The following is a 23847-nucleotide window of genomic DNA, read 5'->3' as shown; positions in this document are numbered from 1 at the left end:
TCCCATAACGGAACTCCATGACCAACTACAGCCTGCGCGCACGCATGATGATTCTGATCCTGGCACCGACCGTCCTTATTGGTTTATTGCTGAGTATCTTTTTCGTCGTGCATCGCTATAACGACTTGCAGCGTCAACTGGAAGATGCCGGTGCCAGCATTATTGAGCCGCTTGCAGTTTCTACTGAATATGGCATGAGCCTGCAAAATCGCGAATCTATCGGTCAGTTAATAAGCGTACTGCATCGTCGCCATTCCGATATTGTTCGCGCGATTTCGGTTTATGATGAAAATAACCGACTCTTTGTCACCTCCAATTTTCATCTTGATCCCTCATCAATGCAGCTCGGCAGCAACGTGCCGTTTCCTCGCCAGCTCACTGTCACTCGTGACGGCGATATTATGATCCTCCGCACGCCGATTATTTCTGAGAGTTACTCCCCTGACGAATCGCCCAGTAGCGATGCCAAAAATAGTCAAAATATGTTGGGATATATTGCGCTTGAGCTGGATCTTAAATCGGTTCGCTTGCAGCAATATAAAGAGATCTTTATTTCCAGCGTGATGATGCTGTTTTGTATCGGTATTGCGCTTATTTTTGGCTGGCGCTTAATGCGCGATGTAACCGGTCCGATTCGCAACATGGTGAATACCGTAGACCGCATCCGTCGCGGGCAACTCGACAGCCGGGTGGAAGGATTTATGCTTGGTGAGCTGGATATGCTCAAAAACGGTATCAACTCGATGGCAATGTCGCTGGCTGCTTATCACGAAGAGATGCAGCACAATATCGACCAGGCGACGTCCGATCTGCGTGAAACGCTGGAGCAGATGGAAATTCAGAACGTTGAGTTGGATCTGGCGAAAAAGCGCGCCCAGGAAGCGGCGCGTATTAAATCCGAGTTTCTGGCAAATATGTCACACGAGCTGCGTACACCACTGAATGGTGTTATTGGCTTTACCCGCCTGACGCTGAAAACAGAATTAACACCAACGCAGCGCGATCACCTGAATACGATTGAACGTTCGGCAAATAATTTGCTGGCAATAATTAATGATGTTCTCGACTTCTCAAAACTGGAAGCAGGTAAGCTGATTCTGGAAAGTATTCCATTCCCACTACGCAGCACGCTGGATGAAGTCGTTACCCTGCTGGCTCATTCTTCTCACGATAAAGGGCTGGAACTGACGCTCAATATTAAGAGCGACGTGCCTGATAACGTGATCGGCGACCCACTGCGATTACAGCAAATCATCACTAATCTGGTGGGGAATGCAATTAAATTCACCGAGAATGGCAACATTGATATTCTGGTAGAAAAACGTGCGCTGAGTAATACCAAAGTGCAGATTGAAGTGCAGATTAGGGATACCGGCATTGGTATTCCTGAACGCGATCAATCGCGCTTATTCCAGGCCTTCCGACAGGCTGATGCCAGTATTTCCCGCCGTCATGGTGGCACCGGGCTGGGGCTGGTGATTACACAAAAACTGGTTAATGAAATGGGCGGCGATATTTCGTTCCATAGCCAGCCGAATCGCGGTTCAACTTTCTGGTTCCACATTAATCTCGATCTGAACCCGAACATTATTATCGAAGGGCCATCCACCCAGTGCCTCGCCGGTAAGCGCCTGGCCTATGTCGAACCAAACTCCGCAGCAGCGCAATGCACGCTGGATATTTTAAGTGAAACGCCGCTGGAAGTGGTTTATAGCCCAACGTTCTCCGCGCTGCCTCCCGCGCATTACGACATGATGTTGTTAGGCATCGCGGTGACCTTCCGCGAGCCGCTAACAATGCAACATGAGCGATTAGCGAAAGCGGTATCGATGACCGATTTCCTGATGCTGGCACTTCCTTGCCATGCACAAGTCAATGCTGAAAAACTCAAGCAAGATGGTATCGGCGCGTGTCTGCTGAAACCATTAACACCTACGCGCCTGTTGCCTGCCCTGACGGAATTTTGTCATCACAAACAAAACACGCTTTTGCCTGTAACCGATGAAAGTAAGCTGGCAATGACAGTCATGGCGGTTGATGACAACCCCGCTAACCTGAAACTTATCGGCGCATTGCTGGAAGATATGGTGCAACATGTGGAACTTTGCGATAGCGGGCATCAGGCGGTTGAACGGGCGAAACAGATGCCGTTCGATTTGATCTTAATGGATATTCAAATGCCGGACATGGACGGCATTCGGGCCTGCGAACTCATCCACCAGCTCCCCCATCAGCAACAAACGCCGGTTATCGCGGTAACGGCGCATGCAATGGCCGGGCAAAAAGAGAAGCTGCTTGGCGCAGGGATGAGTGATTATCTGGCGAAACCGATTGAAGAAGAGCGATTGCATAATTTGCTGTTGCGCTACAAGCCTGGCAGCGGTATTTCCTCTCGCGTCGTGACGCCCGAAGTCAACGAAATTGTGGTGAACCCGAATGCGACCCTCGACTGGCAACTGGCACTACGCCAGGCAGCAGGAAAAACCGATCTGGCGCGCGATATGCTGCAAATGTTACTCGATTTCCTGCCTGAAGTTCGCAACAAAGTTGAGGAACAGCTGGTTGGAGAAAACCCGGAAGGCCTGGTTGATTTGATTCATAAACTGCATGGCAGTTGCGGCTATAGCGGTGTGCCGCGTATGAAGAATCTCTGCCAACTGATCGAACAACAGCTACGTAGCGGTACTAAAGAAGAAGATTTGGAGCCGGAGCTGCTGGAACTGTTGGACGAGATGGATAATGTCGCGCGCGAAGCCAGCAAAATTCTCGGGTAACGGACGTCTTGTCGAGTAGCAATCGGCTTTTTATGACGCTGGTTTCAGATTGGTGACAAAGTGCCTGTGTTTATGCCGGATGCGGCGTTAACGCCTTATCCGGCCTACAAAACCAATTAAATTCAATGAATTAAAAAATGATGTAGACCTGATACATAGCACAACAGGCTATTTTGCGTTTAGCATCAGTCTCAAACCGGCTCCAGATAGAGCCGGTTTTGGTTTTCTGTCTTAACGCACCATGCACGGGCGCTTGTTATCGAACGTCCAGCCAGGAATCAGATACTGCATTCCCATCGCATCGTCACGCGCGCCAAGCCCGTGTTTCTGATACAGCTCATGGGCTTTCATCACTTGATCCATATCGATTTCTACACCCAGCCCCGGTTTTTCTGGCACCTGTACCAGCCCGCCTTTGATCTCAAACGGTTCTTTGGTCAGGCGCTGATTACCTTCCTGCCAGATCCAGTGCGTATCAATAGCAGTAATTTTACCCGGTGCAGCGGCGGCAACATGGGTAAACATCGCCAGGGAAATATCGAAGTGGTTGTTAGAGTGTGAACCCCAGGTCAGGCCAAATTCATGGCACATTTGCGCCACACGTACCGAACCTTGCATTGTCCAGAAATGCGGATCCGCCAGCGGGATATCAACGGATTGTAACGAGAGCGTATGGCCCATCTGCCGCCAGTCGGTGGCGATCATATTGGTTGCGGTTGGTAGACCGGTCGCGCGACGGAACTCTGCCATCACTTCACGCCCGGAGAAACCTTGCTCCGCACCACACGGATCTTCTGCATAAGCCAGCGAACCTTTCAGGTATTTGCCGATTTTAATCGCTTCGTTCAGCGACCAGGCACCGTTAGGATCGAGCGTAATACGCGCCTGCGGGAAGCGTTGCGCCAGTGCCACAATAGACTCGGCCTCTTCTTCCCCGGCCAGTACACCGCCTTTCAGTTTGAAATCGTTGAAGCCATATTTTTCATACGCCGCTTCCGCCAGGCGCACCACCGCATCCGGCGTCATCGCTTCTTCATGACGCAGGCGATACCAGTCGCATGAGTCATCCGGCTGGCTTTGATACGGCAGAGGTGTGGCTTTGCGATTACCGACGAAGAACAGATAACCGAGCATTTCGACTTCGCTACGCTGTTGACCATCGCCCAGCAGGGATGCCACGTTAACCCCCAGATGCTGCCCCAGCAGATCCAGCATTGCCGCTTCTATCCCGGTAACTACATGAATAGTGGTACGCAAATCAAATGTCTGCAAACCGCGCCCGCCGGCATCACGATCGGCAAAAGTATTACGCACCAGCGTCAGAACGTTTTTGTATTCACCCAGCGTTTTACCCACTACCAGCGGAATTGCATCTTCCAGCGTTTTACGGATTTTCTCGCCGCCGGGAATTTCCCCTACGCCAGTGTGACCAGAATTATCTTTGATAATCACAATATTACGCGTGAAGAACGGTGCGTGTGCACCACTCAGATTCATCAGCATACTGTCATGGCCCGCCACCGGGATGACCTGCATTTCAGTAACAACAGGCGTCGTAAATTGAGAACTCATATTTATGTCCTTTTTCAGAATCAATGACGGCCGAAAACGGGACGTTTACGGTCAAAGGTCCAGCCGGGAATCAGGTACTGCATCGGGCCTGCGTCGTTACGCGCACCGCCAGGCAGACGTTTATAGGCCTCATGTGCCTTTTGTACCTGTTCCCAGTCCAGTTCCACGCCCAGACCGGGCGCATCAGGAACGGCAATTTTTCCGTTTTTAATCTCCAGCGGATTTTGGGTCAGGCGACAATCGCCCTCCTGCCAAATCCAGTGGGTATCGATAGCGGTAGGATTACCCGGTGCCGCCGCGCCCACATGGGTAAACATCGCCAGAGAGATATCGAAATGGTTGTTGGAATGGCAGCCCCAGGTCAGCCCCCAGTCGTCGCAAAGCTGCGCCACTCGGACTGCACCGGAAAGCGTCCAGAAGTGCGGATCGGCAAGTGGAATATCTACCGCATTGAGCATCACCGCATGACCCATTTCGCGCCAGTTGGTGGCGATCATATTAGTCGCGACGGGCAAGCCGGTCGCCCGCCGAAACTCCGCCATCACTTCACGTCCGGAGAAGCCCTGTTCTGCGCCGCATGGATCTTCGGCATAGGTAAGAACATCATTCAGTCCTTTGCACAGAGAAATGGCTTCATCAAGCAGCCATGCACCGTTGGGATCAACGGTAATCCGCGCATCCGGGAAGCGTTTCTTCAATGCACGAACAGTGTCGATTTCTTGCTCGCCAGGTAACACGCCGCCCTTAAGTTTGAAATCTTTAAAGCCGTAGCGATCCTGTGAGGCTTCCGCCAGACGCACAACGGCTTCGCTGTTCATCGCTTTCTGATGGCGCAACTGATACCACTCATGGTTGCCCGGCGTATTTTCCAGATAAGGAAGATCGGTTTTGGTCCGATCACCGATATAAAACAGATAACCGAGGACGGTAATAGCATCGCGTTGCTTGCCTGGCCCTAACAGTTCGCAGACCGGAACATTCAGCGCCTTACCTAGCAGGTCAAGCAAGGCGGCTTCCAGCGCCGCCACGGCGTTAACGCGCAATTCAAAGGTCCAGGCCCCTTTACCGAAGGTATCAAAATCGGCGGCCTGATTACCTTTATGCACCTGCTGAACCACTTTATTCAGGCGCGCAACTTCCTGGCCCAGCACCATCGGAATAGCTTCGACCAGTGTTTGATAAATCACCTCTCCGCCCGGCGCTTCACCAATGCCGGTATGCCCGGCGTTATCGGTGAGTACCACGATATTGCGGGTGAAGTATGCGTTATGCGCACCACCAATATTGAGCAACATGCTGTCATGTCCGGCGACCGGAATGACTTTCATATCAGTAATAACAGGACTGGATTGTGTCGTCATCTTATTGCCCCGCGACAGGTTTCAGCTCGATACGCTTGATATCGCCCACCAGCACCAGGTAGCTCAGTACCGCGATTAAGGCATGAACACCAACATAAATCAGCGCCCCATTAAAGGAGCCAGTCGTGCCAACGATATAACCAATTGCGATTGGCGTGACGATGCCAGAAATGTTACCGAACATGTTGAACAGGCCACCGGAAAGACCGCTGATCTCTTTTGGCGCGGTATCTGCCATTACTGCCCAACCCAGCGCCCCAATGCCCTTACCGAAGAAGGCCAGCGCCATAAAGCCGATAATCATCCACTCAACGTTGACGTAGTTGCAGAACACCATCACCATCGACAGCAACATGCCCATTACGATCGGTGTTTTACGCGCAATGTTCAGCGATCCCGTGCGGCGCATCAGCCAGTCGGAAATAATCCCACCCAGCACACCACCGATAAAACCACAAACCGCCGGAACGGAAGCCACAAAGCCCGCTTTCAGAATCGACATCCCACGCGCCTGCACCAGATAAACCGGAAACCAGGTAATGAAAAAGTAAGTCAGGGCGTTGATACAGTACTGACCGATATAAACGCCGATCATCATCCGTGACCCGAGCAGTTGTTTGATCTGCCCCCACTTCACGCTGAACGGCACTTTAACTTTGGTGTTTTGCTGATCCATATTGATCAGCGCGCCACCCGCGGCGATGTACTCCAGCTCTTTCTGATTTACCCCCGGATGTTGATTTGGCTCGTGGATGACTTTCAACCAGATAAAGCTGATGACAATCCCCAGACCGCCCATAAAGAAGAAGACGTGTGACCAGCCCACTTCATGCGTCAGCCAGCCCATAATCGGCGCGAAGATCACCGTTGCGAAGTATTGAGCGGAGTTAAAAATCGACACCGCCGTTCCCCTTTCCTGCGCCGGAAACCTGGCCGCAACAATGCGACTGTTGCCGGGGAAAGATGGCGCTTCAGCAAGCCCGACCAGGAAGCGCAGAGTAAACAGGGCAACGATAATGCCGAATCCACTAAAGATATCGACGAAGCCTTGCAGCAAGGTAAACATCGACCAGATAAAGATCGACCAGAAGTAGACGCGTTTTGAACCAAAACGATCCAGCAACCAACCACCAGGGATCTGCCCGATAACATAAGCCCATGAGAAGGCAGAGAACACATAGCCCATTCCCACGGGATCAAGGCCGATATCTTTGGCCATTTCCGAACCGGCAATAGAAAGCGTAGCGCGGTCGCCGTAGTTGAAGGATGTGACGATAAACAACATCACCACTATCCAGTAACGAGCATTCGTGCGTTTTTCCACACTGCTCGCAGCCTGACTTAAAGAACTCATTGTTGCACTCCTGAAAATTCGCGTTAACCACGCTCACTCTGGACTGCGACATCGCCAGGAAATCAGAGGTGACGTAGGGTGTTTTTTGCCGTTTTTATAGGTCGTTCGCCGAATACGGCGCGTGTTTATATCTGGCAATAGCAGTATAAAAAGCGCGCCATAGCGGCTCACCGTGCAACAACACAACATTAATGCGTTCAATGAGGCCCGATTTTGGCATTAGCCCTGGACGGTGGAATCCACTTCACGGAAATGAAAACAAGAACAAGAAAGGAAGGGTTAAAACGAAGAAATAAAGAAGAGTATGAAATGGATCGCTTGACTCCAGGCAAACGCCAGTAAAAATCCGCGCTATGAAGCAGTTTTTACTGGCATTTGCCTGAAAAGATTCGATTCAGCACCGCTAAAACGACATTTACCGCTCGCTGAACATATCAGGACAACAGCGTGCCCCACTGTTCGACCCACGGATTTGATTCCGTTTCCGGTTCCGGGTTCTCACTGGCGTCAATCAACAGCATTTCGCCAACCCGCTGAGCGCTCTGTTCCTGCAACAAGGCATCGAACTGTTTGCCGCCATTGCAGAAATTCACATAACTACTGTCGCCGAGCGCAATCACGCCATAACGCAGATTCGGCTGGAAGCCCAGACTATCTTTGATTCCCTGAAAGAGCGGCACAATGCTATCAGGAAGGTCGCCCTGCCCGGTCGTGGACGTAACCACCAGAACATACTTATCCTGATAGGGCAGCCAGTCGCTTAATTCAGGATCTTCAAATACCGTTGCTTTGTGGCCCTGTGTGGTCAGAATTGCTTCTGCTTCTTCCGCCACTAACAGCGAATTTCCGTACATGGTGCCGACAAAAATACCAATTTCCGCCATACCGTTTTCTCCCTGGATTAGGAACTTATCTCTCCATCCTGACCCGATGGCGCACTGAACTCAACCCTTTCATTTTCAGGAAGCAGACCGCGCCAGCCAAATTGTGATAACGCCTGCATCCAGGTGTCGTCCAGGCCCGCGTGAATAGTCAGCGGCTCGCCAGTAAAAGGATGCGTCAATGACAACTGACTGGCATGCAGCATTAACCGCTGAAGACCAAAATGCTCAGCACCGCTGCGATTCTGGCGTAAATCGCCATGTTTGCTATCGCCAATAATCGGATGACGCAAATGGGCAAGATGGCGACGGAGCTGGTGCTTGCGTCCGGTTTTCGGCTCCAGTTCCACCAGGCCGTAGCGCGTGGTCGGGTAACGTCCGGTCGCTACAGGCATTTCTACGGTCGCCAGACCGCGATAATGCGTCACTGCTGGCTGCGGGCCTTTATCTTCGCGGGCAAATTTATCAGCGATTTTGTCCAGTTCTTCCACCAGTGGATAATCCAGCACCGCTTCTTCCATCAACCAGCCGCGCACAATCGCATGGTAACGTTTCTGGATTTGGTGCTGTTCAAACTGTTGTGCCAGCAGCCGTCCGGCCTCGCTGGATAATCCCATCAACAACACACCAGAAGTGGGTCGGTCCAGACGATGAGCAGTAAAAACATGCTGGCCTATCTGGTCACGCACGGTTTGCATGACCACTACTTTCTCGTCGCGATCCAGCCAGCTGCGGTGAACCAGCCAGCCGGAGGGTTTATTTACCGCAACCAGCCATTCATCCTGATAGAGTATTTCCAGCATTAGCTCGCATCATCCGCAAAAAGAGCATCCAGTTTTTCCAACTCAGCCAGAATAAGCGCGCGTTGCGGATGGTCCGTCGCCAGCGCCATTTCATAATAGGGTGCAACAGCAAAAGCGCCCGGTAACGGCTGGTTGTTATCTAACAAATCGTGCATTCGTGGGATCAGCACCCATTGCAACCACTCCAGTGGTTCCATGGTGTCCATAAAGAACGGTTGGGTACTGTTAAATTGATGCGGCTGGGGTTCATCGTTTCGCCAGTGCTGATGTTCACGCAGTAACGCTTCAAGCGCCTGCAACTGGAGACGAACGCGGTCATGAGTGGTCATAAAGCAACCTCAATAAGAAAAACTGCCGCGAAGGATAGCAGGAATAAAAAAAGGGAGCACTGTATTCACAGTGCTCCCGGTTCGTTTCGCAGCATTCCAGCCACATTTGTTGCTCCCTGCTCATCCTTGACAACTTTTCCTCTGGCCTTGCGGCCAATCGTTCATCCTGAACTATTGCTTCCTGCTCACACCACCCCGATGTGATACTTCATCCTGAAGTGTCCCTGGCCTTCCTGACCCACCGAATCATCCTGACCGGTTCTCATTCTCCATCCTGGAGGTGTCCTTTAACGCGTCCTGCGTCATCCTCTTCGCTTCATCCAGAAGCCTTTCCCTGAAACACCATCCTGGTGTGTCCTTCAGAAGTGTCATCATCCTGATGTTCACTTCGTTGTCTGACTCCCTGTCGACGAAGATAGAATCGTCTTTTTCGCGAAGTCTTACAAGGCGCTTACAGACAATGCCTTAAGGAAAATTTCATATGAAAGTTAGGAATTAACAAGCAACATGTTGTTTTTAAATGAAAATAACGATTATTATCTTTTTAAGTATTCGCTTATTTCCTGGCGATCTCCTACAGAGTCTGTAAGAGATCTCTCACAACCAGATGGGGTATTTGGATTACAGAAGAGGCTTAAGTTGATTAAGGAATTCCGCAAGATTTGAGGCTAAATGCGTCCGTTTACGTGTTCCCAGCGTCTCTTTACACACTTCACCGGAGAGATTACACACCGAGATGACCTCTAACTCTTCTTCCAGCGTCGCGATAAATAGCGTGGGTGGCAGTTTTAGCCTTTTCTGAGTCACCAGATGACCAATCAGATTTTCCTGCACCCGACGGAAGTCGTCTTCACTCCAGGTTTGCAGCAATGTCAGTTTGATATCGCCAAACTGCGCGTGCATATCCCCGGCAAACTGAGTCGTATAAAAGGTATGAATTGTGGGTTGTATCACAATATCAAAAGCGCGTTCAACCGCGTTTACATTTTGTTCCCCGGTAAACGGCTGGGGTTGCCAGTATACGGCATCTTCAGTAGTTGAAATAATGCACGGTGAAGGAACGCCGTACAGTTCCTCACTTAACGGCCAGCTTTTATGCTCTTCATGCCACGCATCGCAGTAGCGTGCAGTAAAATCTTTCAGGGCTTGTGCGGTCAAATCGTCCACTAATTTCTCTCTTCACTTAAACCAGATACACTTGTCGTTTAGTTTATCTGGTTTATGACGGTGAAACATGTCTTCTTATGCAAACCATCAGGCACTTGCGGGCCTGACTCTTGGAAAATCAACCGATTACCGGGATACCTATGACGCCAGCCTACTGCAAGGCGTTACACGCAGCCTGAATCGCGATCCGCTGGGTCTGAAAGCGGATAACCTGCCTTTTCACGGTGCGGACATCTGGACGCTGTATGAACTTTCCTGGCTGAATGCGAAAGGTTTGCCGCAGGTCGCTGTCGGTCATGTTGAACTTGATTACACCAGCGTAAATCTGATTGAGTCGAAGAGTTTTAAGCTTTATCTCAACAGTTTTAACCAGACGCGTTTTAATAACTGGGATGAGGTGCGCCAGACGCTGGAGCGCGACTTAAGCACTTGCGCTCAGGGTAAGGTTAGCGTGGCGTTATATCGTCTTGATGAACTGGAAGGCCAGCCGATAGGTCATTTCAATGGCACTTGCATTGATGACCAGGATATCACTATCGATAACTATGAATTCACTACTGACTATCTGGAGAATGCCACCAGTGGTGAAAAAGTAGTGGAAGAGACGCTTGTCAGCCACCTGCTGAAATCAAACTGCCTGATCACCCATCAACCAGATTGGGGTTCGATCCAAATTCAGTATCGTGGACGCCAAATTGACAGAGAAAAACTGCTGCGTTACCTGGTCTCTTTCCGCCATCACAACGAGTTCCACGAACAGTGCGTGGAACGCATCTTTAATGACCTGTTACGCTTCTGCCAGCCAGAGAAATTGAGCGTTTACGCACGTTATACCCGTCGTGGCGGTCTGGACATTAACCCGTGGCGCAGTAATAGCGATTTTGTCCCATCGACCACAAGACTGGTTCGGCAATAAATTTTTTCTCAATTTTGCGTGCTGGATTCACGCAGAAGGTTGTGAAAGGTCATCAGGCAGGGCTATTGTAATCAAAGGGAATGACGATATTCGTCCCATAAGGAGTTTTTCTTGATTACACATATTAGCCCGCTTGGCTCCATGGATATGTTGTCGCAGCTGGAAGTGGATATGCTTAAACGCACCGCCAGCAGCGACCTCTATCAATTGTTTCGCAACTGTTCACTTGCCGTACTGAACTCCGGTAGTTTGACCGATAACAGCAAAGAATTGCTGTCTCGTTTTGAAAATTTCGATATTAACGTCCTGCGCCGTGAACGCGGCGTAAAGCTGGAACTGATTAATCCCCCGGAAGAGGCTTTTGTCGATGGGCGAATTATTCGCGCTTTGCAGGCCAACTTGTTCGCGGTTCTGCGAGACATTCTCTTCGTTTACGGGCAAATCCATAACACCGTTCGTTTTCCCAACCTGAATCTCGACAACTCCGTCCACATCACTAACCTGGTCTTTTCCATCTTGCGTAACGCTCGCGCGCTGCATGTGGGTGAAGCGCCAAATATGGTGGTCTGCTGGGGCGGTCACTCAATTAACGAAAATGAGTATTTGTATGCCCGTCGCGTCGGAAACCAGCTGGGCCTGCGTGAGCTGAATATCTGCACCGGCTGTGGTCCGGGAGCGATGGAAGCGCCGATGAAAGGTGCTGCGGTCGGACACGCGCAGCAGCGTTACAAAGACAGTCGTTTTATTGGTATGACAGAGCCGTCGATTATCGCCGCTGAACCGCCTAACCCGCTGGTCAACGAATTGATCATCATGCCAGATATCGAAAAACGTCTGGAAGCGTTTGTCCGTATCGCTCACGGTATCATTATCTTCCCTGGCGGTGTGGGTACGGCAGAAGAGTTGCTGTATTTGCTGGGAATTTTAATGAACCCGGCCAACAAAGATCAGGTTTTACCATTGATCCTCACCGGCCCGAAAGAGAGCGCCGACTACTTCCGCGTACTGGACGAGTTTGTCGTGCATACGCTGGGTGAAAACGCGCGCCGCCATTACCGCATCATCATTGATGACGCCGCTGAAGTCGCTCGTCAGATGAAAAAATCGATGCCGCTGGTGAAAGAAAATCGCCGCGACACTGGTGACGCTTACAGCTTTAACTGGTCAATGCGCATTGCACCAGATTTGCAAATGCCGTTTGAGCCGTCTCACGAGAATATGGCTAATCTGAAGCTTTACCCGGATCAACCTGTTGAAGTGCTGGCTGCCGACCTGCGCCGTGCGTTCTCCGGTATTGTGGCGGGTAACGTAAAAGAAGTCGGTATTCGCGCCATTGAAGAGTTTGGTCCTTACAAAATCAACGGCGATAAAGAGATTATGCGTCGTATGGACGACCTGCTACAGGGTTTTGTTGCCCAGCATCGTATGAAGTTGCCAGGCTCAGCCTACATCCCTTGCTACGAAATCTGCACGTAATCTCCCCTCCCCCGGTGACGTTTGTTGCCGGGTTTTCTCGTTTTTGGTCACTTACTCATCAACTCATTTCATTTGTTATATGAATGTTTCTTACCACCCTCACGCGACAAATATCATCACAGTTAATATGTCATACAATTTATATTGCAACGCAAACGTTTCCCTATTTTCATAAACCGTATTTTATCGCTATGAAAAAGAAATTATCGCCATGATTAACTAAAAGTATTGATTTTTTCAGTTCAACCTACATATATTGCGCTCCCCGGAAGAAGTCAGATGTCGTTTAATGGGCAAATATTGCCCTTAAATTCTATTTTACTTTTGATTTACAGAGTAAAGCGTTGGGATAATCTATCTTCCAAGTAGATTATTGTATTTGGGATCAAGATCACTGATAGATACATAACTTGTGTGTATCTTTCCGCCCTCAAATTATTACGGCGGTAAATGATTAAGCCATCGCCGATAGACAGATTTCATTTTTACGGTCAGGCACCTTCCCGGGCTGAACTGGCTAAAAGCTGAATTATTTGCATTCCTCCAGGAGAAATAGATGGAAACGACTCAAACCAGCACGATTGCGTCGAAAGACTCTCGTAGTGCCTGGCGCAAGACAGACACCATGTGGATGCTGGGCCTTTACGGCACGGCAATCGGCGCGGGCGTGCTGTTCCTGCCAATCAACGCCGGTGTTGGCGGTATGATCCCGCTGATCATCATGGCTATCCTTGCGTTCCCGATGACGTTTTTTGCTCACCGCGGCCTGACTCGCTTCGTACTGTCTGGTAAAAACCCGGGCGAAGACATCACCGAGGTTGTAGAAGAACACTTTGGTATTGGCGCAGGTAAACTGATTACCCTGCTCTACTTCTTCGCTATCTACCCGATCCTGCTGGTTTATAGCGTGGCAATCACCAATACAGTTGAAAGCTTCATGTCTCACCAGCTGGGTATGACACCACCGCCGCGTGCGATTCTGTCGCTGATCCTGATCGTGGGTATGATGACCATCGTTCGCTTTGGTGAACAGATGATCGTTAAAGCGATGAGTATTCTGGTATTCCCGTTTGTTGGCGTACTGATGCTGCTGGCTCTGTACCTGATCCCGCAGTGGAACGGCGCAGCACTGGAAACGCTGTCTCTGGACACTGCATCTGCAACCGGAAACGGTCTGTGGATGACCCTGTGGCTGGCAATTCCGGTAATGGTGTTCTCGTTCAACCACTCTCCGATTATCTCTTCTTTCGCCGTTGCGAAGCGTGAAGAGTACGGCGATATGGCAGAACAGAAATGCTCGAAGATCCTGGCATTCGCACACATCATGATGGTGCTGACCGTAATGTTCTTCGTCTTCAGCTGTGTACTGAGCCTGACTCCGGCAGACCTGGCTGCGGCTAAAGAGCAGAACATCTCGATTCTGTCTTACCTGGCTAACCACTTTAACGCACCGGTTATCGCGTGGATGGCTCCGATTATCGCGATTATCGCTATCACCAAATCCTTCCTCGGCCACTACCTGGGCGCACGTGAAGGCTTCAACGGTATGGTGATTAAATCTCTGCGTGGTAAAGGTAAGTCTATCGAAATCAACAAGCTGAACCGTATCACTGCGCTGTTCATGCTGGTAACGACCTGGATTGTTGCCACCCTGAACCCGAGCATCCTGGGTATGATTGAAACCCTGGGCGGCCCAATCATCGCGATGATCCTGTTCCTGATGCCGATGTACGCAATTCAGAAAGTACCGGCAATGCGTAAGTACAGCGGTCACATCAGCAACGTATTCGTTGTCGTGATGGGTCTGATTGCAATCTCCGCAATCTTCTACTCTCTGTTCAGCTAAGTCCTTTCGCGCCGCTTTCGGGCGGCGCTTCCTCCGTTTTAACGCGATGTATTTCCTATGATTAGCGTATTCGATATTTTCAAAATCGGCATTGGCCCTTCCAGTTCTCATACCGTTGGACCAATGAAAGCGGGTAAACAATTTACCGACGATTTGATTGCCCGTAACCTGCTTAAAGACGTGACCCGCGTGGTGGTTGACGTGTACGGCTCGCTCTCTCTGACTGGTAAAGGCCACCACACTGATATCGCCATTATTATGGGCCTGGCGGGTAACCTGCCGGATACCGTGGATATCGATTCCATCCCTGGTTTTATTCAGGATGTGAATACTCATGGTCGCCTGATGCTGGCAAACGGTCAGCATGAAGTGGAGTTCCCGGTTGATCAGTGCATGAACTTCCATGCCGACAACCTTTCTCTGCATGAAAACGGTATGCGCATTACCGCGCTGGCGGGTGATAAAGTCGTTTACAGTCAGACTTACTACTCTATTGGCGGTGGCTTTATCGTTGATGAAGAGCATTTTGGCCAGCAGGATAGCGCACCGGTTGAAGTTCCTTATCCGTACAGTTCAGCAGCCGATCTGCAAAAACATTGTCAGGAAACCGGGCTGTCACTCTCTGGCCTGATGATGAAAAACGAGCTGGCGCTGCACAGCAAAGAAGAGCTGGAACAGCACCTAGCGAACGTCTGGGAAGTCATGCGCGGCGGTATTGAGCGCGGTATTTCCACCGAAGGCGTGTTGCCTGGCAAACTGCGCGTACCACGCCGTGCTGCGGCACTACGCCGGATGCTGGTCAGCCAGGATAAAACCACCACTGACCCGATGGCGGTTGTTGACTGGATCAACATGTTTGCACTGGCAGTGAACGAAGAGAACGCCGCTGGCGGTCGCGTGGTGACTGCGCCGACTAACGGTGCGTGCGGGATTATCCCGGCTGTGCTGGCGTACTACGATAAGTTTATCCGCGAAGTGAACGCTAACTCACTGGCTCGTTACCTGCTGGTAGCCAGCGCCATTGGTTCTCTTTATAAGATGAACGCGTCGATTTCTGGTGCTGAAGTGGGTTGCCAGGGTGAAGTTGGCGTGGCGTGCTCAATGGCGGCGGCTGGTCTGGCAGAACTATTAGGCGCAAGCCCGGCGCAGGTGTGCATCGCGGCGGAAATCGCCATGGAGCACAACCTCGGTCTGACGTGTGACCCGGTCGCCGGACAGGTACAGGTGCCATGCATCGAGCGTAACGCCATTGCGGCAGTAAAAGCGGTGAACGCCGCACGTATGGCGCTGCGCCGTACCAGCGAGCCGCGCGTCTGCCTCGATAAAGTTATCGAAACCATGTACGAAACAGGTAAAGATATGAACGCCAAGTACCGCGAAACCTCTCGCGGCGGCCTGGCAATGAAGATCGTTGCCTGCGATTAATCGCTCTCCAGAGGCCTCGTTTTGCGAGGCCTCTTCCCGATTTCTCATCCAGCCATAGCCTGTTCCAGTATCGAATGTTACCCTTATCGCCTGATCTTTAAGGGGGTTATCGTGGCTGTTCATTTGCTTATTGTCGATGCACTGAATCTTATTCGTCGCATTCATGCCGTTCAGGGGTCGCCCTGTGTCGAAACCTGCCAGCATGCGCTCGATCAGCTCATTATGCACAGCCAGCCAACCCACGCGGTCGCCGTTTTTGACGATGAAAACCGCAGTAGCGGCTGGCGTCATCAGCGTTTACCAGATTACAAAGCGGGTCGACCGCCAATGCCGGAAGAGTTGCACGACGAGATGCCTGCATTACGCGCTGCCTTTGAGCAACGCGGCGTCCCGTGCTGGTCAGCCAGCGGCAACGAAGCCGATGACTTAGCCGCCACGCTGGCGGTCAAAGTGACACAGGCCGGTCATCAGGCAACGATTGTTTCGACAGATAAAGGCTACTGTCAGTTACTTTCACCGACATTACGTATTCGTGATTACTTCCAGAAACGTTGGCTGGATGCGCCATTTATCGATAAAGAATTTGGCGTTCAACCGCAGCAGTTGCCCGATTACTGGGGACTTGCGGGGATCAGCAGTTCAAAGGTACCGGGTGTTGCGGGAATCGGACCAAAAAGCGCCACGCAGCTGCTGGTCGAGTTTCAGAGTCTGGAAGGGATATATGAGAATCTGGATGCGGTTGCCGAAAAGTGGCGCAAAAAATTAGAACCCCATAAAGAGATGGCGTTTCTGTGCCGCGATATTGCCCGCTTACAAACCGATTTGCATATCGATGGCAATTTACAGCAATTGCGATTGGTACGGTAACGGCGAGCCGGATACGCCGCAAACGTCGTATCCGGCATTATCACATCAGCGCATTTACCAGGCGGTATGGTAAAGCTCTACAATATCCTCAAGCGTTGCTTCACGCGGGTTGCCACCGGTACAAACATCATCCAGTGCCGCCTGAGCCAGTGCCGGAATGTCTTCCTTGCGTACACCAACATCACGCAAATGTGGCGGAATACCGACATCACGGTTGAGAGCAAACACCGCTTCAACAGCGGCATTACGCGCCTCTTCCAGGCTCATACCTTCCACTTTCACGCCCATAACGCGCGCGATATCGCGGTACTTCTCACCGGTAAAGTCAGCGTTATAACGCATAACATGCGGTAGCAGGATGGCGTTCGCAACACCGTGTGGAGTGTTGTAAAACGCGCCCAGTGGATGTGCCATACCATGCACCAACCCTAACCCAACATTCGAGAAGCCCATACCCGCAACATACTGCCCGAGCGCCATTTCTTCTCCGGCATCCTTATCACCAGCAACCGATCCTCGCAGCGCCCCAGCAATGATTTCAATCGCTTTAATGTGCAGTGCATCGGTTAGCGCCCACGCGCCACGGGTAATATACCCCTCAATAGCATGAGTGAGCGCATCGACACCCGTCGCAGCTTTCAGCGCTGGAGGCATACCATCCATCATGTCAGCGTCAATAAACGCCACCTGCGGGATATCATGCGGATCAACGCAAACAAACTTGCGCCGTTTTTCTTCGTCAGTGATCACGTAGTTAATGGTCACTTCTGCCGCAGTGCCTGCTGTGGTGGGGATTGCCAGAATCGGTACACTGGGTTTATTGGTCGGGGAAAGTCCTTCCAGGCTACGCACATCGGCAAACTCCGGGTTGTTGCTGATAATGCCAATCGCTTTACAAGTATCCTGTGGAGAACCACCACCAATAGCGATCAGGTAATCCGCGCCGCTATTCTGGAATACACCGAGCCCTTCTTTGACGACAGTAATTGTTGGGTTGGGCACTACGCCGTCGTAAATCGCCCATGCCAGCCCTGCAGCATCCATCTTATCGGTCACTTTCGCCACCACGCCGCATTGCACCAGCGTTTTATCGGTGACGATCAGCGCCTTCTGATAACCACGGCGTTTCACCTCATCGGTTAAAGCCCCTACAGCACCCCGACCAAACCATGCCGTTTCGTTCAGAATCATTCTGTTAGCCATCATCCTTCTCCTTGTTGCTTTACGAAATTACTCTTCAATCCGTAACCCATAGGTTTTGAATTTCTCCAGCACTACGGCAATCTCTTCATCGCTCAGCACTGGCACCGGGTCCGTAATCGCCAGGGTCGTCAGGTAAAGTTGCGCCAGCACTTCAACTTCATGCGCCAGCCATAACGCTTTTTCCAGATTCACCTCACAAGCGATAAGCCCATGATGTTGTAACAAAGTTGCCTTACGATTTTTGAGAGCCAGCGCAACATGTTCAGAAAGTTCGCGTGTTCCAAAGGTCGCATAAGGCGCGCAAGGAATAGAATTACCGCCAGCCGCCGCAATCATGTAGTGAATAGCGGGGATCGGTCGATTAAGAATGGAAACTGCTGTGCAATGAACGGCATGATTGTGAACAACCGCGTTGGCATCCGGTCTGCTTTGATAGGCCGCCATATGGAAACGCCATTCGCTTGAGGGGAGCTTTCCTTCCTCATGTTTACCGTTGCCATCAATAAAGACAATATGCGACTCCGTCAGTTTTTCATATGGAATGCCTGTAGGCGTAATCAGCATCCCATCCTGATAACGTACACTGACGTTCCCCGCTGTCCCCTGGTTCAGTCCCAGGCGGGTCATTTCCAGGCAAGTGTCAATAATCTGACGAGCAAGTTTATTTCGTTCCATTAGCTACCTCTCTCTGATTCAAAACAGGGCAATAATGTTGTTCCTTTCACACTATTGAATTAGCCGTTTAATTACCCACCATCTTCTTCCTGATTAACAAGAAAGAAATTCACAAGCTTATATTTTGTGACCTGGTTCAACTAATCACAGTAAATAACTGCAAGTTCTCTTTTTATAACCCCATTAAAAATGACCGCTCTTAAAAATATTTATCAAAACGGTCATTTTTCTATTCACCCAAGCCAGGAATGCCCGTTTTCGGCATAAACAATTAATACGGTCATCTGGTTTGTGTTTTTTATGATTTATTTTCTGAAACGGGCATGAAATTTCGATTATTAAAGTGATGGTAGTCACATAAAGTCACCTTCCAGCTAATAAGTGTGACCGCCGTCATATTACAGAGCGTTTTTTATTTGAAAATGAATCCATGAGTTCATTTCAGACAGGCAAATATTCACTGATATGAAGCCCGAACTCGCTGGTTTTGCACTTTTGAAAACATAACCGATTACGTGCTTAAGCTTCTGAACCTAAGAGGATGCTATGGGAAACACATCAATACAAACGCAGAGTTACCGTGCGGTAGATAAAGATGCAGGGCAAAGCAGAAGTTACATTATTCCATTCGCGCTGCTGTGCTCACTGTTTTTTCTTTGGGCGGTAGCCAATAACCTTAACGACATTTTATTACCTCAATTCCAGCAGGCTTTTACGCTGACAAATTTCCAGGCTGGCCTGATCCAATCGGCATTTTACTTTGGTTATTTCATTATCCCAATTCCTGCTGGGATATTGATGAAAAAACTCAGTTATAAAGCAGGAATTATTACCGGGTTATTTTTATATGCCTTGGGTGCTGCATTATTCTGGCCCGCGGCAGAAATAATGAACTACACCTTATTTTTAGTTGGCCTATTTATTATTGCAGCCGGATTAGGTTGTCTGGAAACTGCCGCAAACCCTTTTGTTACGGTATTAGGGCCGGAAAGCAGTGGTCACTTCCGCTTAAATCTTGCGCAAACATTTAACTCATTTGGCGCAATTATCGCGGTTGTCTTTGGGCAAAGTCTTATTTTGTCTAACGTGCCACATCAATCGCAAGACGTTCTCGATAAAATGTCTCCAGAGCAATTGAGTGCGTATAAACACAGCCTGGTATTATCGGTACAGACACCTTATATGATCATCGTGGCTATCGTGTTACTGGTCGCCCTGCTGATCATGCTGACGAAATTCCCGGCATTGCAGAGTGATAATCACAGTGACGCCAAACAAGGATCGTTCTCCGCATCGCTTTCTCGCCTGGCGCGTATTCGCCACTGGCGCTGGGCAGTATTAGCGCAATTCTGCTACGTTGGCGCACAAACGGCCTGCTGGAGCTATTTGATTCGCTACGCTGTAGAAGAAATTCCAGGTATGACTGCAGGCTTTGCCGCTAACTATTTAACCGGAACCATGGTGTGCTTCTTTATTGGTCGTTTCACCGGTACCTGGCTCATCAGTCGCTTCGCACCACACAAAGTCCTGGCCGCCTACGCATTAATCGCTATGGCACTGTGCCTGATCTCAGCCTTCGCTGGCGGTCATGTGGGCTTAATAGCCCTGACTTTATGCAGCGCCTTTATGTCGATTCAGTACCCAACAATCTTCTCGCTGGGCATTAAGAATCTCGGCCAGGACACCAAATACGGTTCGTCCTTCATCGTTATGACCATCATTGGCGGCGGTATTGTCACTCCGGTCATGGGTTTTGTCAGTGACGCGGCGGGCAACATCCCCACTGCTGAACTGATCCCCGCACTCTGCTTCGCGGTCATCTTTATCTTTGCCCGTTTCCGTTCTCAAACGGCAACTAACTGAACATATTTTCCGAATAAAGTGAGGAATCTGTAATGAAAAAAATCAGCTTACCGAAAATTGGTATCCGCCCGGTTATTGACGGTCGTCGCATGGGTGTTCGTGAGTCGCTTGAAGAACAAACAATGAATATGGCGAAAGCTACGGCCGCACTGCTGACCGAGAAACTGCGCCATGCCTGCGGAGCTGCCGTCGAGTGTGTCATTTCCGATACCTGTATCGCGGGTATGGCTGAAGCCGCTGCTTGCGAAGAAAAATTCAGCAGTCAGAATGTAGGCCTCACCATTACGGTAACGCCTTGCTGGTGCTATGGCAGTGAAACCATCGACATGGATCCAACCCGCCCGAAAGCCATTTGGGGCTTTAATGGCACTGAACGTCCCGGCGCTGTTTACCTGGCAGCGGCTCTGGCAGCTCACAGCCAGAAAGGCATCCCGGCATTCTCCATTTACGGTCATGACGTTCAGGATGCCGATGACACATCGATTCCTGCTGATGTTGAAGAAAAACTGCTGCGCTTTGCCCGCGCCGGTTTGGCCGTCGCCAGCATGAAAGGTAAAAGCTATCTGTCGCTGGGCGGCGTTTCGATGGGTATCGCCGGTTCTATTGTTGATCACAACTTCTTTGAATCCTGGCTGGGAATGAAAGTCCAGGCGGTGGATATGACCGAACTGCGTCGCCGTATCGATCAGAAGATTTACGACGAAGCCGAACTGGAAATGGCACTGGCCTGGGCTGATAAAAACTTCCGCTATGGCGAAGATGAAAATAACAAACAGTATCAACGCAATGCCGAGCAAAGCCGCGCAGTTCTGCGCGAAAGTTTACTGATGGCGATGTGTATCCGCGACATGATGCAAGGCAACAGCAAACTGGCCGATATTGGTCGCGTGGAAGAATCACTTGGCTACAACGCCATCGCTGCGGGCTTCCAGGGACAACGCCACTGGACCGATCAATATCCCAATGGCGACACCGCCGAAGCGATCCTTAACAGTTCATTTGACTGGAATGGCGTGCGCGAACCCTTTGTCGTGGCGACCGAAAACGACAGTCTTAACGGCGTGGCAATGCTAATGGGTCACCAGCTCACCGGCACCGCTCAGGTATTTGCCGATGTGCGTACCTACTGGTCACCAGAAGCAATTGAGCGTGTAACGGGGCATAAACTCGATGGACTGGCAGAACACGGCATCATCCATTTGATCAACTCAGGTTCTGCTGCGCTGGACGGTTCCTGTAAACAACGCGACAGCGAAGGTAACCCGACGATGAAGCCGCACTGGGAAATCTCTCAGCAAGAGGCTGACGCTTGCCTCGCCGCTACCGAATGGTGCCCGGCGATCCACGAATACTTCCGTGGCGGCGGTTACTCTTCCCGCTTCCTTACCGAAGGCGGCGTCCCGTTCACCATGACTCGTGTCAACATCATCAAAGGCCTGGGACCTGTACTGCAAATCGCGGAAGGCTGGAGCGTGGAATTGCCGAAGGATGTGCATGACATCCTCAACAAACGCACCAACTCAACCTGGCCAACCACCTGGTTTGCACCGCGCCTCACCGGTAAAGGGCCGTTTACGGATGTGTACTCGGTAATGGCGAACTGGGGCGCTAACCATGGGGTTCTGACCATCGGCCACGTTGGCGCAGACTTTATCACTCTCGCCTCCATGCTGCGTATCCCGGTATGTATGCACAACGTTGAAGAGACCAAAGTGTATCGTCCTTCTGCCTGGGCTGCGCACGGCATGGATATTGAAGGCCAGGATTACCGCGCTTGCCAGAACTACGGGCCGTTGTACAAGCGTTAATACATTACTCCCTGATGTTATGCCCGGTCGCTCCGGCTACCGGGCCTGAACAAGCAAGAGTGGTTAGCCGGATAAGCAATGTTATCCGGCTATATTGCAGGAGCGATTATGAAACAAGAAGTTATCCTGGTACTCGACTGTGGCGCGACCAATGTCAGGGCCATCGCGGTTAATCGGCAGGGAAAAATTGTTGCCCGCGCCTCAACGCCTAATGCCAGCGATATCGCGATGGAAAACAACACCTGGCACCAGTGGTCTTTAGACGCGATTTTGCAACGCTTTGCTGATTGCTGTCGGCAAATCAATAGTGAACTGACTGAATGCCACATCCGCGGTATCGCCGTCACCACCTTTGGTGTGGATGGCGCTCTGGTAGATAAGCAAGGCAATTTGCTCTATCCGATCATTAGCTGGAAATGTCCGCGAACAGCAGCGGTTATGGACAATATTGAACGGTTAATCTCCGCACAGCGGTTGCAGGCTATTTCTGGCGTCGGAGCCTTTAGTTTCAATACGTTATATAAGTTGGTGTGGTTGAAAGAAAATCATCCACAACTGCTGGAACGCGCGCACGCCTGGCTCTTTATTTCGTCGCTGATTAACCACCGTTTAACCGGCGAATTCACTACTGATATCACGATGGCCGGAACCAGCCAGATGCTGGATATCCAGCAACGCGATTTCAGTCCGCAAATTTTACAAGCCACCGGTATTCCACGCCGACTCTTCCCTCGTCTGGTGGAAGCGGGTGAACAGATTGGTACGCTACAGAACAGCGCTGCAGCAATGCTCGGCTTACCCGTTGGCATACCGGTGATTTCCGCAGGTCACGATACCCAGTTCGCCCTTTTTGGCGCTGGTGCTGAACAAAATGAACCCGTGCTCTCTTCCGGTACATGGGAAATTTTAATGGTTCGCAGCGCCCAGGTTGATACTTCGCTGTTAAGTCAGTACGCCGGTTCCACCTGCGAACTGGATAGCCAGGCAGGGTTGTATAACCCAGGTATGCAATGGCTGGCATCCGGCGTGCTGGAATGGGTGAGAAAACTGTTCTGGACGGCTGAAACACCCTGGCAAATGTTGATTGAAGAGGCTCGTCTGATCGCGCCTGGCGCGGATGGCGTAAAAATGCAGTGTGATTTATTGTCGTGTCAGAACGCTGGCTGGCAAGGAGTGACGCTTAATACCACGCGGGGGCATTTCTATCGCGCGGCGCTGGAAGGGTTAACCGCGCAATTACAGCGCAATCTACAGATGCTGGAAAAAATCGGCCACTTTAAAGCCTCTGAATTATTGTTAGTCGGTGGAGGAAGTCGCAACACATTGTGGAATCAGATTAAAGCCAATATGCTTGATATTCCGGTAAAAGTTCTCGACGATGCCGAAACGACCGTCGCAGGAGCTGCGCTGTTCGGTTGGTATGGCGTAGGGGAATTTAACAGCCCGGAAGAAGCCCGTGCACAGATTCATTATCAGTACCGTTATTTCTACCCGCAAACTGAACCTGAATTTATAGAGGAAGTGTGA

At 50.7% G+C, this 23847-nt stretch carries 18 protein-coding genes; 9 read left to right on the top strand and 9 right to left on the bottom strand.

From position 1 onward, the window contains the following. Positions 1 to 17 precede the first annotated feature (17 nt). Entirely contained in the window at positions 18 to 2774 is a 2757-nt protein-coding gene (gene barA, locus OQV04_RS08555; RefSeq protein ID WP_000186450.1) for a two-component sensor histidine kinase BarA, read from the top strand. Positions 2775 to 3005: 231 nt separating this feature from the next. Here the strand turns inward: barA and gudD are convergent, their stop codons facing one another. The 7 genes from gudD to syd all read right to left on the bottom strand — a co-directional run bounded on the left by gudD (position 3006) and on the right by syd (position 10241). Further along, positions 3006 to 4346, bottom strand: coding sequence for a glucarate dehydratase (gudD, locus tag OQV04_RS08550; RefSeq protein ID WP_000098255.1), 1341 nt, complete (start codon positions 4344 to 4346; stop codon positions 3006 to 3008). A 20-nt stretch (positions 4347 to 4366) separates the two neighbouring features. Further along, positions 4367 to 5707, bottom strand: a complete 1341-nt coding sequence (locus OQV04_RS08545; protein ID WP_000211779.1) for an enolase C-terminal domain-like protein — start codon at positions 5705 to 5707, stop codon at positions 4367 to 4369. Between the two features lies 1 nt (position 5708). After that, a complete protein-coding gene (gene gudP / locus OQV04_RS08540) occupies positions 5709 to 7061 on the bottom strand; it encodes a galactarate/glucarate/glycerate transporter GudP (RefSeq protein ID WP_105955803.1) in 1353 nt (450 codons plus the stop codon). 434 nt (positions 7062 to 7495) lie between these two features. Next, positions 7496 to 7945 (bottom strand): flavodoxin, encoded by a 450-nt coding sequence (locus OQV04_RS08535; protein WP_000807764.1) that lies wholly within the window; start codon positions 7943 to 7945, stop codon positions 7496 to 7498. 17 nt (positions 7946 to 7962) lie between these two features. Next, positions 7963 to 8745 (bottom strand): tRNA pseudouridine(65) synthase TruC, encoded by a 783-nt coding sequence (gene truC / locus OQV04_RS08530; RefSeq protein WP_000890001.1) that lies wholly within the window; start codon positions 8743 to 8745, stop codon positions 7963 to 7965. After that, the gene (locus tag OQV04_RS08525; protein WP_000206991.1) at positions 8745 to 9074 is read right to left on the bottom strand and encodes a YqcC family protein; all 330 of its coding nucleotides are present in this window, start codon (positions 9072 to 9074) and stop codon (positions 8745 to 8747) included. Before OQV04_RS08525 ends, truC begins: the two co-directional genes overlap by 1 nt. Before the next feature lie 621 nt (positions 9075 to 9695). Next, on the bottom strand, positions 9696 to 10241 hold the full coding sequence (gene syd / locus OQV04_RS08520) for a SecY-interacting protein (RefSeq protein WP_000342431.1): 546 nt from the start codon (positions 10239 to 10241) through the stop codon (positions 9696 to 9698). Between the two features lie 67 nt (positions 10242 to 10308). Here syd and queF point away from each other — a divergent pair, with 67 nt between their 5' ends. The 5 genes from queF (at position 10309) to xni (ending at position 16771) form a co-directional block, all read left to right on the top strand. Beyond that, positions 10309 to 11157: an NADPH-dependent 7-cyano-7-deazaguanine reductase QueF gene (queF, locus tag OQV04_RS08515; RefSeq protein WP_032281521.1), complete on the top strand. Its 849-nt coding sequence runs from the start codon at positions 10309 to 10311 to the stop codon at positions 11155 to 11157. A 111-nt stretch (positions 11158 to 11268) separates the two neighbouring features. Then, entirely contained in the window at positions 11269 to 12633 is a 1365-nt protein-coding gene (gene ppnN / locus OQV04_RS08510) for a nucleotide 5'-monophosphate nucleosidase PpnN (RefSeq protein WP_000627995.1), read from the top strand. 556 nt (positions 12634 to 13189) lie between these two features. Beyond that, a complete protein-coding gene (gene sdaC / locus OQV04_RS08505; RefSeq protein WP_000450476.1) occupies positions 13190 to 14479 on the top strand; it encodes an HAAAP family serine/threonine permease SdaC in 1290 nt (429 codons plus the stop codon). A 57-nt stretch (positions 14480 to 14536) separates the two neighbouring features. After that, positions 14537 to 15904, top strand: a complete 1368-nt coding sequence (gene sdaB, locus OQV04_RS08500; protein ID WP_000626404.1) for an L-serine ammonia-lyase II — start codon at positions 14537 to 14539, stop codon at positions 15902 to 15904. Positions 15905 to 16015: 111 nt separating this feature from the next. Then, positions 16016 to 16771: a flap endonuclease Xni gene (gene xni / locus OQV04_RS08495; protein ID WP_032281522.1), complete on the top strand. Its 756-nt coding sequence runs from the start codon at positions 16016 to 16018 to the stop codon at positions 16769 to 16771. Between the two features lie 54 nt (positions 16772 to 16825). On the opposite strand, the gene fucO is transcribed toward xni, so the two are convergent. Both fucO and fucA read right to left on the bottom strand, forming a co-directional pair. Then, complete coding sequence (fucO, locus tag OQV04_RS08490) at positions 16826 to 17974, bottom strand: lactaldehyde reductase (protein ID WP_000013588.1); 1149 nt, start codon at positions 17972 to 17974, stop codon at positions 16826 to 16828. 27 nt (positions 17975 to 18001) lie between these two features. After that, positions 18002 to 18649, bottom strand: coding sequence for an L-fuculose-phosphate aldolase (gene fucA / locus OQV04_RS08485; protein ID WP_000440775.1), 648 nt, complete (start codon positions 18647 to 18649; stop codon positions 18002 to 18004). Between the two features lie 546 nt (positions 18650 to 19195). On the opposite strand from fucA, the gene fucP reads away from it, so the two are divergent. The 3 genes from fucP (at position 19196) to fucK (ending at position 23847) form a co-directional block, all read left to right on the top strand. Beyond that, positions 19196 to 20512: an L-fucose:H+ symporter permease gene (gene fucP / locus OQV04_RS08480; RefSeq protein ID WP_000528603.1), complete on the top strand. Its 1317-nt coding sequence runs from the start codon at positions 19196 to 19198 to the stop codon at positions 20510 to 20512. A 32-nt stretch (positions 20513 to 20544) separates the two neighbouring features. Beyond that, a complete protein-coding gene (fucI, locus tag OQV04_RS08475) occupies positions 20545 to 22320 on the top strand; it encodes an L-fucose isomerase (protein WP_000724153.1) in 1776 nt (591 codons plus the stop codon). A 108-nt stretch (positions 22321 to 22428) separates the two neighbouring features. Beyond that, the gene (gene fucK / locus OQV04_RS08470; RefSeq protein WP_000808392.1) at positions 22429 to 23847 is read left to right on the top strand and encodes an L-fuculokinase; all 1419 of its coding nucleotides are present in this window, start codon (positions 22429 to 22431) and stop codon (positions 23845 to 23847) included.

This window comes from Escherichia sp. Lx600-2 (genome assembly GCF_036662595.1).
In the GTDB taxonomy this organism is placed as follows: domain Bacteria; phylum Pseudomonadota; class Gammaproteobacteria; order Enterobacterales; family Enterobacteriaceae; genus Escherichia; species Escherichia coli.
Note: the sequence above shows the minus strand (reverse complement) of the source record. Positions and strands in the feature narration are given on the sequence as shown.